The 12,624-nt window shown below is 61.1% G+C and carries 11 protein-coding genes; 8 read left to right on the forward strand and 3 right to left on the reverse strand.

Translation table 11 applies throughout. The features are described from left to right. Window positions 1-104: 104 nt before the first annotated feature. From E1958_RS17280 to E1958_RS17290, 3 genes are all read right to left on the reverse strand, one after another. A complete protein-coding gene (locus E1958_RS17280; protein ID WP_133512975.1) occupies window positions 105-1,307 on the reverse strand; it encodes a DUF4340 domain-containing protein in 1,203 nt (400 codons plus the stop codon). 3 nt (window positions 1,308-1,310) lie between these two features. After that, window positions 1,311-4,253 (reverse strand): Gldg family protein, encoded by a 2,943-nt coding sequence (locus tag E1958_RS17285; protein WP_133512976.1) that lies wholly within the window; start codon window positions 4,251-4,253, stop codon window positions 1,311-1,313. A gap of 163 nt (window positions 4,254-4,416) precedes the next feature. Next, window positions 4,417-5,358, reverse strand: a complete 942-nt coding sequence (locus E1958_RS17290; RefSeq protein ID WP_133512977.1) for an ABC transporter ATP-binding protein — start codon at window positions 5,356-5,358, stop codon at window positions 4,417-4,419. A 475-nt stretch (window positions 5,359-5,833) separates the two neighbouring features. Between E1958_RS17290 and E1958_RS17295 the strand changes: the two genes are divergently transcribed. The 8 genes from E1958_RS17295 to manA all read left to right on the forward strand — a co-directional run bounded on the left by E1958_RS17295 (window position 5,834) and on the right by manA (window position 12,338). Further along, on the forward strand, window positions 5,834-6,040 hold the full coding sequence (locus E1958_RS17295) for a hypothetical protein (RefSeq protein WP_133512978.1): 207 nt from the start codon (window positions 5,834-5,836) through the stop codon (window positions 6,038-6,040). Beyond that, the gene (locus E1958_RS17300) at window positions 6,027-6,437 is read left to right on the forward strand and encodes a PIN domain-containing protein (protein WP_133512979.1); all 411 of its coding nucleotides are present in this window, start codon (window positions 6,027-6,029) and stop codon (window positions 6,435-6,437) included. The genes E1958_RS17295 and E1958_RS17300 overlap by 14 nt, the downstream gene beginning before the upstream one ends. 157 nt (window positions 6,438-6,594) lie before the next feature. Further along, window positions 6,595-7,701 carry a PDDEXK nuclease domain-containing protein gene (locus E1958_RS17305; RefSeq protein WP_133512980.1) on the forward strand — a complete coding sequence of 369 codons (1,107 nt, stop codon included), beginning with the start codon at window positions 6,595-6,597 and terminating at the stop codon, window positions 7,699-7,701. Between the two features lie 50 nt (window positions 7,702-7,751). Further along, a complete protein-coding gene (locus tag E1958_RS17310) occupies window positions 7,752-8,639 on the forward strand; it encodes an ATP-binding protein (protein ID WP_133512981.1) in 888 nt (295 codons plus the stop codon). Between the two features lie 22 nt (window positions 8,640-8,661). Beyond that, on the forward strand, window positions 8,662-9,012 hold the full coding sequence (locus E1958_RS17315) for an STAS-like domain-containing protein (protein ID WP_089727281.1): 351 nt from the start codon (window positions 8,662-8,664) through the stop codon (window positions 9,010-9,012). Further along, window positions 9,012-9,635 (forward strand): PIN domain-containing protein, encoded by a 624-nt coding sequence (locus E1958_RS17320; RefSeq protein ID WP_089727279.1) that lies wholly within the window; start codon window positions 9,012-9,014, stop codon window positions 9,633-9,635. Before E1958_RS17315 ends, E1958_RS17320 begins: the two co-directional genes overlap by 1 nt. 54 nt (window positions 9,636-9,689) lie before the next feature. Further along, window positions 9,690-10,757, forward strand: a complete 1,068-nt coding sequence (locus E1958_RS17325) for a Fic family protein (protein WP_243725297.1) — start codon at window positions 9,690-9,692, stop codon at window positions 10,755-10,757. Window positions 10,758-11,042: 285 nt separating this feature from the next. Beyond that, window positions 11,043-12,338, forward strand: a complete 1,296-nt coding sequence (gene manA, locus E1958_RS17330) for a mannose-6-phosphate isomerase, class I (RefSeq protein ID WP_165741957.1) — start codon at window positions 11,043-11,045, stop codon at window positions 12,336-12,338. Window positions 12,339-12,624 lie beyond the last annotated feature (286 nt).

Below are 12,624 nucleotides of genomic sequence, written 5' to 3' on the forward strand. Positions count from 1 at the left end.
AAACGCAAATGAACGCAAATTCGGAATTGATCCCATTCGCGTTCATTTGCGGCTAAAAAAGTACTTCGACAATAGGCGTATCGGTCGCCGGAGTCGCCTCCTCTTCACCTGCCCGCCGCTGGTGACTCAGTGGATATTTCTTTGGCGCCCTCTTCCTCGGATGCTTTATCGTCCGTGGCCGCTGACGATTCGGTAGAAGTATCCTCCACGCTTTCCTCGGCCTCTTCAGGCTTTTTAAGCAGGTCGCTTCGACTCAGGTCGGTCAGGCCCTCGACCACATAGCCGGCGAGGGTGAAGCGCTGGGGTCGGTTGGAGGCCTCGAGTAGGTAGTCCTTGCCTTCCGCGAGCTTGGTGATCCGGTAGCGGACGGTCTCACCATCGGCCAGAGTGGCCTCGAGCTCGAGCGGGGTAGACTCGGCATCGACTGCGGGTCCGTCCCCGTTGACCAATACGCCGAGAAAGTCGATGTTGGTCAGGGCGCGAACCCGATCCTTGACGGCCTGCTGGTCCTGCTCTTCACCCTCGGCCAGGTCCGTGAGCCGCCAGTGGTCGTCCGTGCGTTCCAGGGTCAATCCTGCGAACGTCAGTCGCTGGACGGCTTCCGGCTTCAGATGGAGCAGGGTCCGGTCGCTCCAGTTATCCGGCTGGTCTGGGGCATCGAAGAGGCCGAGCTCCGCCTCGTAGACGGCCTGATCGCCGTCGGCGCGCACCAACAGGCGCCGAAATCCGGGGGAGTCGCCAAGATAAAGGATCGCGGACGGATCGTCGCCACGCTCCAGTACCAGCTTGCGCTCAAAGGTCTGATCGGCGACCTTGAAGCGCTTCAGGGCCGCTGCCGAGGTGGCCACGGGTAAGCCCTTCCGCAGGCCCGCCAGCTTGGCTAGCAGACCGGTCACCTTATGCTTGGCGGCGGGGAGGTCTTGCAGGGCCGGGATGATCCAGCCGTCTTGGGTCTTGGTTACCAGCACCGGCTCTCCGTCGAGGGACTGGATGCGGATGCCGGTGACCTGTTCCGGATCGAATGCGAGGAGGGGGCCTTGGGACTCGGCGGGTCCCATCTCCTGCTCCCCGACCCCTAACAGAAAGGCGACCAGGAGCTGCAGCACCAGCAAGGCGCCGAGGCCAAGGACCAGTGGGGAAAAAAAAGCGCTCCGGTTCCGATTGGTGAGGGAGGCACCGATCTTCGCCCTTTGATCCCCTCTCGCCTTTTGACTCCCTCTCCCCAACCCCTCTCCCGGCGGGAGAGGGGCTTCTGCGACACCCTCGGCCGGCGCGGTGTCTCTCTGGATCTCCGTTGTCGTCTGCATGGCTTAGGACCTCCCCGCGGACATGACCGTCTCATAGTGGCTCCGGCGCCGGCGGCGACTGCGCCGATATAGGCCGTAGACGAGGGCGAGACCCGCCAGGGCCAGGGCATAGTTGAGGTATTCCCAGATCATCTGTCCGTGCCGGGTCAAGGGCCTCAGCAGCCGCGAGTACTGGCCGCGGCCGCGTAGGCTCAGCAGCCCGCGGTCCTCCAGGGACCAATCCACGGCGTTTTGGATCAGCTCCAGGGGTTGGGTGTAAAGGGTACGGGTGGCCTCCGTGGCGAGGCCGATGGCCGTGTCCGTCAGGAAGCTGGCGGAGCCGATCAGGATCAGCCGGGCCGCCGGGGGAGAGGTCTCCACCAGGCCGGAGATCGGCGGTTGTGGCGCCGCTTCCGCTGCCGCTTCCACCGGCGCGTCCGGCTCTTCGGTGGGTTCTGCGGCCGCTGCGTCCGCGCCCTCGTCTTCGGATGCCGCTGCCTCCGGTTCGTCCAGCAGGGGCGAAGGCTTACCGGCGAAGAAGGAGCCAAAACGGCCCTGGACCGCTACCGCCAAGGGCCGGCTGCCCCGGTCGTCGCCCACGGCGAAGCCGAGGGGGCCATGGGTGTCGAAATCGGGCTGAATGTCCTCGGAGGCATCGGTCCAGGAATCCGCCGAGCTCTTCAGCAGCTCGACCACGCGCCGGTCCCGGTTCTTTTCCGGGTCGATCTTCACCGGCGAGGCCCAGTTGAGGGTGATCTGGCCGAGCCCGGAGGTGATACCGGTCTCCTGATCCAGACCCTCAGCACGGATATCCGGGAAGTACGGATAGGCGAAGCTCTGGATCTCTTCGACCACAAAACCCGCCACCTGGCGCTGGACGGGGATCGGGAAAGGCGTACTCTGGCGATCCAGCACCAGGGTCGACTCGAGCTCGACGCCCTGGTACGCCAGCCACGCTTCCAGGCCCGTCGGCCGGGAGCGGGCCCCGATGGCGTTGCCTCCCAGGTTCAGGTGGTAAGGCGAAGCGGCGAGGATCACGGTCCCTCCCTGCATTAGGAACTGATCGATGGCGAAGACCTGTTTCTCGTCCAGGCTTTCGGGTCCGGCCACCAGCAACAGATCCGCGTCTTCAGGGACGGTGCCCTGGTCGAGCTCTGTCTTCTTCAGGGCCTGGTTGGCCGTCAGGTGCTCCTCCAGGGCGCTGTAGCTCGGGCCGACCGCCGCCCCCATGAAGCCACCACCGGCCTGGGGCGGGGTATAGAGGGCCACCGTCTTGAGGAAACCCGGGGCGAAGCGCTTGATTCCGGCCTCGATGGCCCGTTGCAGCCCGGCCTGGTCGAGCGCTTCGGGGAGGGGAATAGGGATAGCCTGGTCACCGGATTCCAGGACCATATAGAAGTAGAAGGTCCGGGGGTCCAGCAGGCCCAGGACCAGGGGCCGGAAGCCGAAGCGTTCCGCGATCTCCTGCCCCAAGGCACCGTCGCCGGCATCCGGGTCCCGGATGTCGAATGTGAACTTGCCGTTGGCCTTTTCCGCCAGCTCGGTGAGTACCGCTTCCAGTTCTTTCCGCAGACCGGGCAGGGGTTCCGGCAGCTTGTCGGCCGCCGAGATATAGCCGTGGAAATTCACCGGCTTGGTCAGCCCCTGGAAGATGTCGCCGCCACCCCGGTAACCGTAGAGCAGCTTTTTGATGGTCCGGGTGAGGTCGTATTCCGGATTGCGCAGGCGCACCTCCAGGTCCCCCGCGCCCGGATCCTTGAGCTCGATGAGGTCACGGAAGCCTAGTTTTTCATGTTGACCACCGTACTGGACTAGCAGGTCGAAATAGGAGTTGACCACGGCCGCCTGGTACTTGCTGGCGGTTTGGAAGGCCACCGGGCGGATGCCGTAACGCTCCCCGGCCTCCCGCTCCAGCTCGGGCTCCTCCATCGGATCGATGAACTCCACCTGCACCTGGCCGCCACCGGCGAGCTCGTATTCCCGCAGCAGGTCGCGGATTTGAGGGACCAGGGGCGCCAGTAGGGGATGGGTGCGGGCGCTGAAATAGCCGCGGATCAGCAGGGGCTCGCGGAGCTGGGCCAGGTAGTTGCGGGTGGCCTCGGAGATGGAGTAGACCCGCCCTTGGGTGATATCCGCGCGTGCCCAACCGATCTGGTGTAGCCACAGATTGGCGGCCAGGAGATTGGCCGCGAGCAGCCCGGTGACCAAGGCCCAACGCCGGTGGCGAGCGGGAGGTGCGGTGGCCCCGGCCCAGCGCAGCCGCTCCAGGGCGTAGACATTGAGGGCCAGAAACAGGCCGACGATGCTGAGATAGAAGTAGAGATCCCGCAGGTCGATGACGCCGCGGGTGATAGACTCGAAGCGTGAGCCGCTGCCCAGTAGCTCCAGGACCTCACCGCCGCGGTGTCCCAACAGACCCGTCAGGGTCTCCGAGCCCAGGAGGAAGAACAGCCCGCACAGCAGGGTGCTCCCGATGAGGCTGACGATGGGGTTATCCGTGCGGGCGGAGACAAAGAGGCCGATGGCGATGTAGGCCGCCGCCAGCAGCAGGGTGGCGAGATAGGCCCCGAGCACGGGTCCCCAGTCCAGGGGGCCCAGGAACGAGATGGTCATGGGCAAGGGCAGCGTGAGCACCAGGGCCACCGCCACCAGGGCCAGGGCCGCCAGGAATTTGCCCAGCACCAGGCGCAGGGGCGAGACCGGCAGGGTGAACAGGGTCTCCAGGGTGCCGGCGCGGCGCTCCTCACTCCACAGGCGCATGGTCAGCGCCGCTACCAGAAAGATCAGCAGTACCGGCATCCACTCGAACAGGGAGCGGGTGTCCGCCAGGTTGCGGGCGAAGAAGGCCTCCACCCAAAAGAAGACGAATAGGTTTACCGCCAGGAAGGCACCGAGAAAGATGTAGGCCACCGGCGAGGCGAAGAAGCCCCACAGCTCCTTGCGGGCGATGGATATGACCTCATGCATGGGACTAGATACCCCGTTTCATCAAAAGTTTCCTGTCATCCCGAGCAACGAACCGCACCGAAGAACCACGGATGGACACGGATAAACACGGATCACAATCTGTGTTTATCCGTGTCTATCCGTGGTTCTAATGCAAGTAAGAACCCCAGATTGAGAACACCCCCTAGGCCTTCTGATGCCGGCTGACTGCGCCGAATAGGGTCTCCAGATCCCGGACCTCCGGTTGCAGGCGGTACAGGTCCCAACCGGCCGTACTCACCGCACGGGCGACCACCGGCGCCGTGGCCGCCGGGTCGGCGGTATCCAGGGCATAGCGGTAGCGGCCATCCGGGCTCTCGCCATCCGGACTCTCCAGGGGCTCCACGGCGGTTACCGGGTCCAGCGCCATCAGCGTCGGAACCACTTGCGTGGGGGCCTGCTCCAGGGAGACCAGCAGACGCTGCGGGTTGCTCAGGGCGGCGAGGTCCGAGTCCAGGGCCAGTCGCCCGGCGTGCATGATGAGCACCCGGTCGCAGACCGCTTCGACCTCCTGCAGGATATGGGTCGACAGGATCAGGGTCGCGCTTTCGGCCAGCTCCCGCATCAGGGTCCGCACGTGCTGAATCTGGGATGGATCGAGTCCGTTGGTGGGCTCGTCCAGGATCAGGACGGTCGGCCGGTGCAGGATGGCCTGGGCCACACCGACGCGCTGGCGGTAACCGCGCGAGAGGGTGGCGATGACCTGGTCCGCCTTGGGCGCCAGCTCCGTGCGCTCGATGGCCGCGCGGATCGCGGCGGGACGTTCAGATTCCGGCACCCCATGGAGGGTCGCCTGGTAATCCAGATAGTCGATCACCGTCATCTCCGGGTACAGGGGGCAGTTCTCCGCTAGATAACCGATACGCTTCTGGGCTTCACGCCGTTGCGCGCGGATATCGAGACCCTCGATGCGGATAGCGCCGGCATCCGGCTCCAGGTAACCGGTAAGCATCTTCATGACGGTGGTCTTGCCGGCCCCGTTGTGGCCCAGCAGACCCACGACCTCGGAGCGGCCGATGTCGAACGAGACATCGTCCACGGCCTTCAGGTCGCCATAGCTGCGGGTGAGTCGTCGTACCTCGATCATGCACAAGCCCCTTATCGTTATCTCCGTTGCAGGTGGATTTTGGAAAAACCTCGGAAAAGACCACTGATTTGCGGGGGAGTTCCCAGAGCGAGGATTTTACTCAAAGGTTGCTTTCCAACCCAAGACTTGCGGCTTCCGGTTGCCGGTGATGGTAGCTGATAACCGGGAGAATCGTAGGTTGGGCAAAGGCGCGCTGCGTGGTGTGCACCCTGAGCGATATTCTGTTCCAGGACAAGCATGCAGGCTGGGCAAAGACATGCCGTGTGGCGGCGTGCCGTGCCCAACACCTTTGTTGGCTACGGCGCCTGCCTGCCGGAAGGTGCTCCTTGTTGATGGGCACGCTGCGCTTGGTGCATCCTACAAACAGTCGCGGTCCGGAAACCTCTGCCGGATAACCGAAACTTTAAAACCATCCTGATGGGCGCTTGCTTTGCCCATCCTACCTACTTTCCGAAAATGCACCAGGAGAATAATCATGCAATCCATCCGCCGGATTCTCGAAGACGCCCCCGACGCCATTCCCGTGCCCGAAGAACTGCGCCACCGCCGGGTGGAATATATCCTCTGGCCCTTGGATGAAATGGCGCAGGCGGTTCCCGCCCGCGAACGGCCCAAATTCAACATTGCCGATGTGGATGTGATCGATATCCCTTCAAGGGAAGAGCGCAATGCACGGCGGTAGCTTCATCGATACCAACATCTGGATTTACGCGCACTTGCGAAAGCCGGGCGAGCCACGCCACGGCATTGCGCTGGAGTTGGTCGAAAACCTGAACGCAGGTGTCATCAGCCCTCAAGTGGTGGCAGAGTATTACAGTGTCATGCTGCGCTCCGGACAGACGGATCGCTGGATTCAGGAAAACCTGGACACAATCCTGAGCTATGTGCGGCTGCAACCGCTCGACGAACCCGTCGTGCGCCGGGCCTGGCAGATTCGCGACCGCTATGGTTTTTCGATCTGGGACAGCCAGATCATCGCCGCCGCATTGGAGTCCGGCTGCCGAACCCTCTACACCGAAGACCTGCAACACAGCCAACGGATTGAATCGCTGGAAATTGTCAATCCCTTGCAAGGATGAACCGGACATGCCTCCTCCCAACGGACTGCCGTGTTCACATGTATCGACTCCCACAATAGGCTACTGTCCATGCGAACCTACACCGACGAAGAGATCGCCCGTGAGATCGACGCCCAGCGGAGCGGCCGATGATGATTGCCGGCCGGGGGAACGGTCAATGAAGGACCTCCTGAAAAACATCCGGGAATTGATCCTCTCCGCCCGCACAGCGGTGGTCCATTCCGTAGACCTCATCCAGGTGCTGACCAACTTCGAGATCGGACGGCGCATTGTCGAGCACGAGCAACAAGGATCAAAACGGGCGGAGTATGGTAAAGCGCTGCTCAAGGCGCTCTCCGCGGAGTTGACGGCGGAGTTCGGGCGGGGCTTCTCCCGTTCCAACCTGGAGTACATGCGTAGGTTCTACTTGACCTATCAGGACAGAACGCTCCGGATTGCGCAGGCACAGTCAGCGATATTTCTACCCGATGGAAAATCCCAGATGCCATCTGGGAAATTCCCCGGCACTTCAAAATCCCAGATACCATCTGGGAAATTGGTCGCGCCCTTCAGTCTGAGCTGGTCGCAATACGTCTTCCTGACCTCCATCGACAACCTGGATGAGCGCCGCTTCTACGAAATCGAGGCGGACTCCAACGACTGGTCTCTGCCGGAACTCAAATGCCAGTTTAACTCCGGCCTCTACGAACGGCTTGCTTTGAGCCGCGACAAGGATGGCGTCCGCAAGCTGGCGGCGGAAGGGCAGATCGTGGCCCAGCCCGAAGATCTGCTCAAGGAGCCCTATGTGCTGGAGTTTCTCGGCCTCGACGAACAGGCGAAATATTCGGAATCCGACCTCGAAACCGCCATCATCGATAAGCTCGAACACTTCCTGCTGGAGCTGGGCAAGGGCTTCCTCTTCGAGGCTCGGCAGAAGCGCTTCACCTTCGACGAGGAGCATTTCTTCGTCGATCTGGTCTTATACAACCGCCTGCTGCGCTGCTATGTGCTCATCGACCTCAAGATCGGCAAGCTGACCCACCAGCACCTGGGCCAGATGCAGATGTACGTCAACTACTTCGACCGCTTCGTGAAGCTCGACGACGAACACCCGACCGTCGGGATCATCCTGTGCCGGAAGAAGCACGACGCCCTGGTGGAAATCACCCTGCCCGAGGACGCCAACATCCACGCCCAGGAGTACCGGCTCTACCTGCCGGACAAGGAGCTGTTGCGGCAAAAGCTGGTGGAATGGGGCGAAGAGGCGGAGAGGAATCGCGGATGAGGCGATCTGGAGAGCCGTCTCGACAATACCTTCCGGGAGAAGCTGTAGGCATGGCGCAGAAGGTCATCCGGATTCCAACCCTGAACGACGGTCCGCACGATTTCGCGCGGCTGTTCGGGATCTGGAGTGAGACGAATGACTACTTCGAGGATATTCGTTTCGACTTTTCCCATTGTGATTTTCTGCGGCCCAATGCCGTTGCTTTTCTCGGCGGTCTGGCGCGGTTGATCCAATCGCGGTGGAAAACGGTCACCTTCGACCGGAGTACGCTTCACCACAGCGCGGTCATGGCCAATCTTTGCCAGAACGGATTTGCAGGTACGTTTGCCTACCCATCTTCAGGATGGGACGGCAATTCCATTCCGTATCGCGAAGATAAGGCACTCGATATGAATGGAATTATGGATTATCTGACTTACAACTGGATCGGCAAGGGTTGGGTGCATGTCAGTGATCGGCTGCGTGACGCTATTGCTGGGCGCATGTGGGAAATTTACAGCAATGCTTTTGAACACAGCGGTACGGAGATCGGCGTCTTTTCCTGTGGTCAGCATTACCGGAGGCAAAACAACCTGATCCTTTCCGCCGTTGATTTTGGTCGAGGAATCCCCGCTAACGTGCGCTTTTTTCTCCGCCAACATGTGGAAGATGCCTTGGTGTCAAAACTATCGGGAGCTGCCTGCCTGAAATGGGCCTTTGAGCGCGGCAACAGTACCTGCACAGGCGGTGTCGCCCGAGGTCTGGGCCTAGACTTGCTCAAGGAGTTCGCCCGGCTCAATCAGGGCAAATTGGAGATTTACAGTAACGATGGCTATGCCATTGTCGATAAAGACGGCGAACGGTACGAAAATCGCGATTTTGCCTTTGAAGGCACGGTGATGCACATCACCCTGCGCTGTGACGAGAACCTCTACCGGTTCCGTGACGAGGCCGAATAGCCCTTAGAAAGAGAACAGAACCATGAAACTATCCATCAAGGACCAGATCGGCCCTCGCGGCATCATCAGGGAGGACGGGCAAAAGATTTACGACGCCATCCGTGGCGCGTTGCAAAACGGTGAAACCGTTACCCTCGACTTCGCGGGGGTAAACCAGTTCGCCTCGCCCTTTTTCAACTTCGCGATTGGCCAGTTGTTGAAGGACATCGCCGAGGCCGACCTGCGCCGCCTGCTGCAGATCGAGCATCTCAACGAGACCGGCAGGCTGGTGGTCGAACGGGTTATCGAAAACGCCGCCAAATATCACGGTGACAAGGATTACCGCAAAATCGTCGATGACATTTTGGAACAGCAGGCCAGGGAGTCGGGCTGATGGCGATCAACTATACCGTGCAAGCCGATGTGGTCGACATCACCGCCGATACCCCCGGGGCCGAGGATGCGTTTCTGGTGGACACCAATGTCTGGTACTGGTTGACCTATTCCAGGGCCAGCCAGAGCGCACGCCCCCCAGCTGATTATCAGACCTCCAATTATCCCATCTATACCAAGGCCGCTCTCGGCGCGGGTGCGCGAATTTTCCAATCCGGGCTGAGTTTGGCGGAACTGACCCATCTTATCGAAAAAGCAGAACGTGAAATTTACGAAGTCGCCAACGGCCAGATCGGCACCAAAGAATATCGTCATAATCTCCCTGCCGAAAGGGCACGCATGTTTGCGGAGGTTCAAGCTGCATGCGGGCTCGTTACTATACTTGCCGAGCCATTGACCGTCACCATCGACGCGCCCACGGCCAACGCCGCACTGAACCGTCTGCAAACCGAAAAGGTCGATGGCTATGATCTCTTTATCCTCGAATCCATGCGAAGCCATGGCGTGGTGCAGGTCATCACCGATGATGGCGATTTCGCCACGGTTCCCTGTATTCAGGTCTTCACCGCCAACCGCAATGTCATTCGGGCGGCCCGCGCCCAAAGGAGGCTGATCACCCGATGACCGCGCCTTCCAGCTTGAATTCACCCTCACCCACCGGCAGGCTGTGACAAAGCTGTGACACCGGCAATGGATGGCGACCTTTCAGGCAATCAGGGAGCTGGTACAGGTTATCAGCCACCCTACACCATCACCCCGGAGATCCTGAATCGGGTCGCCGAAATCAGCGAGGCTGTCGGGCGGCTGACCGTGCTCGCCGATCAGGCCAGGGTACTGCGACTGCGGCGCATCAACCGCATCCGCACTATTCGCGGTTCACTGGCCATCGAGGGCAATACCCTGAGCGAAGCGCAGATTACCGCGATTCTGGAGGGCAAGCGGGTCATCGCCCCGCCTCGCGAGGTGCAGGAGGTGAGAAACGCCTTGGTCGCATACGATCGTTTCGAGCGCTGGCGGCCAGAGACGGAAAAGGATCTGCTGGAAGCGCATCGCACTCTGATGTCGGGGTTGATCGACGAGGCCGGAATGTACCGGCGCGGTGGCGTGGGGGTCATGGCGGACAGTCAGGTGATCCACATGGCTCCCCCGGCGGACCGGGTGCCACAATTGATGGGCGACCTGTTGCGATGGCTGGCCACAACCGATACGCATCCGTTCATCTCCAGCTCGGTCTTTCACTACGAATTCGAGTTCATCCACCCCTTTGCCGATGGCAATGGTCGCATGGGGCGGTTGTGGCAGGGCCTGATTCTGGCCCGCTGGAATCCCCTGTTCGCGGATATTCCGGTGGAAAGCCTGGTCTTCGAGCACCAGGCCAAGTATTATCAAGCGTTGCAGGAGAGCACCGACCAAACCGACTCCGCGCCCTTCATCACCTTCATGCTGCGGAGGATCTTGGATGCCGTAATGATCTCCGACCTCCAAGTCACCCCCCAAGTCACCCCCCAAGTCACCCCCCAAGTCGGGGAGCTGCTTTCGGTGATCCAGGGAGAAATGACTCGCGAGGTGCTGCAAACCGCCCTCGGCCTGCTGGATCGCAAATCCTTCCACGAGCGCTACCTCAAACCGGCCCTGGACGATGGCTCGATTGCCATGACCATCCCCGACAAGCCCAACAGCCGCCTGCAAAAATACCGCCTGACCGACAAAGGCCACCAGTGGTTGGCACAGCATAGCGGGGGCTGAGTGGATCCCCGGAAAAGCTCCCAGGCTTGGGATGTGGTATAGGATTGCACCCGGTCCGACATCGACGCTCGAGCCACGGGTACTGTCTTAGAGGCTGTCTAAAAACTAAGTCATTGATTTTTATGAAATCGTATCCGTAGTGGGCTGTGCCCACCGGTCAGGCGTAGTATTTGGTGGGCACAGCCCACCCTACAGGTTAGTTGGTTTTTAGACAGCCTCTTAGGGTCGTGGACTTCCCGGATGGTTTTTTGGCGTACTCGACAACCTGCTAACGGGAATCTCCCAATGAACCAATCGGTATCCGCGACGACCGTCGCGGATTTCCTCCGGCGACCAAGACCCTTAGTCCTGCGCTGCGGGGTCCAGCACTATGCTTGGGGCGATCCAGATTACATCCCTGATCTGATCGGGGTTCCGAACCCGGAGCAGAAGCCCTATGCGGAACTCTGGATTGGTGCCCATGCCGAGCTGCCCGCGGTGGCCCGGGTGGGCGCTTCGGAGGTACCCTTGCCACTGCTGTTGCGCGGTGCTGCGGAGGTGGTGTTGGGCCGGAGAGATGCCGAGCGGTTCGGCGGCAGGCTGCCGTTTCTGTTGAAGATCCTGGCCGCTGCTCAGCCCCTCTCGATCCAGGCCCACCCCGATAAACGGCAGGCGCAGGCAGGCTTCGAGCGCGAGAATCGGCTGGGTATCCGCTCGGACGCCCCGAACCGCAACTATCATGACGACAACCACAAGCCCGAGCTGATTGTGGCCTTGACCGAGTTTTATGCCTTGTGCGGTTTTCGTCCGCTGGATGAGCTCGGTGCCGTCTTGGCATCGGTCCCAGAGCTGTGTGACCTGGCGGCCGATGATCGCCCGACCAGGGAGTTGCTGAGGGACCTCTATACTCGGGTCATGCGCATGGACCAGACCGAGGTCGACGCCATCCTTACGCCCTTGGTGCGGCGGTTGCAGGAGGAAGCCGCCCGTCAGGCATTCTCCAAGGAACAAACGGAATACTGGGTCTTGCGGGCGGATTCCGTGTTTTCGAACGACGGCCACCGAGACAGAGGGCTGTTTTCCCTGTTTCTCCTGAATCTGGTGCATCTGCTGCCCGGGGAGGCGATGTACCTCCCTGCCGGCGAGCTCCATGCCTACCTCCAGGGGGCCGGGGTGGAGATCATGGCCAACTCCAACAATGTGCTGCGCGGTGGGCTGACGGCCAAGCACACGGATGTGGACGAGCTACTGCGGATCCTGACCTTCGACGCCGGCAAGGTAAAGGTCATGGGGAAGGGACTGGGACCCGCGGAGGAACGGGTGGTTTATGAGACCCCGTCCCAGGAGTTCATACTTTCGCGCCTGCGGATAACCGCCGCGCGGCCCTATGCAAGTGCGGCCGACCATAGTCCGGCGCTGGGTGTGGTGATCCAAGGCGAGGTGGCCGTCTCGGCCACAGGTCTTGAAGGGGGCCTTGAGGGACTCGAGCTCGGGCGCGGAGGCGTATTCCTGGTCCCGCACGGACTGGACTACCGGATTTCCTGCTCTATTTCCCGCTCTGGGGAAGCCGTGGTCTTCATGGCCGGCATACCCAGGGGTTGATCCACCCGGCTGAGGTCGGTTTCATTGTGGCAACGGGTCGATGGCGAATTCTTTCACAGTCTCTCCGGCGTGGAAGCCAATCCTGACGCACCAGCGTCACGAGATACGCGCCGCTGGAGCGTGGGAACGAGCCACAGATAGCGATTCTAGGCAGGGTCGATGCGCCTCGCGGTGGTGGGGTGGATCCTGTCGGATCAGATCTGGAGGAGATAGCCTACTTAGTCCAGCTATTGCGCTAGACTGATATAAATGTAACGCCAAAAAAATAGATGTCAATTTATTTCAT

The organism is Candidatus Thiosymbion oneisti, from assembly GCF_004359955.1.
Lineage (GTDB): Bacteria > Pseudomonadota > Gammaproteobacteria > Chromatiales > Chromatiaceae > Thiosymbion > Thiosymbion oneisti.

Excerpts from the sequence above, each read along its gene's own strand:
- E1958_RS17310 (WP_133512981.1), top strand. The coding sequence starts at position 7,752 with ATGGCGCAGAAGGTCATCCGGATTCCAACCCTGAACGACGGTCCGCAC.
- E1958_RS17280 (WP_133512975.1), bottom strand. The coding sequence starts at position 1,307 with ATGCAGACGACAACGGAGATCCAGAGAGACACCGCGCCGGCCGAGGGT.
- manA (WP_165741957.1), top strand. The coding sequence starts at position 11,043 with ATGAACCAATCGGTATCCGCGACGACCGTCGCGGATTTCCTCCGGCGA.
- E1958_RS17305 (WP_133512980.1), top strand. The coding sequence starts at position 6,595 with ATGAAGGACCTCCTGAAAAACATCCGGGAATTGATCCTCTCCGCCCGC.
- E1958_RS17295 (WP_133512978.1), top strand. The coding sequence starts at position 5,834 with ATGCAATCCATCCGCCGGATTCTCGAAGACGCCCCCGACGCCATTCCC.
- E1958_RS17320 (WP_089727279.1), top strand. The coding sequence starts at position 9,012 with ATGGCGATCAACTATACCGTGCAAGCCGATGTGGTCGACATCACCGCC.
- E1958_RS17290 (WP_133512977.1), bottom strand. The coding sequence starts at position 5,358 with ATGATCGAGGTACGACGACTCACCCGCAGCTATGGCGACCTGAAGGCC.
- E1958_RS17285 (WP_133512976.1), bottom strand. The coding sequence starts at position 4,253 with ATGCATGAGGTCATATCCATCGCCCGCAAGGAGCTGTGGGGCTTCTTC.
- E1958_RS17300 (WP_133512979.1), top strand. The coding sequence starts at position 6,027 with ATGCACGGCGGTAGCTTCATCGATACCAACATCTGGATTTACGCGCAC.
- E1958_RS17315 (WP_089727281.1), top strand. The coding sequence starts at position 8,662 with ATGAAACTATCCATCAAGGACCAGATCGGCCCTCGCGGCATCATCAGG.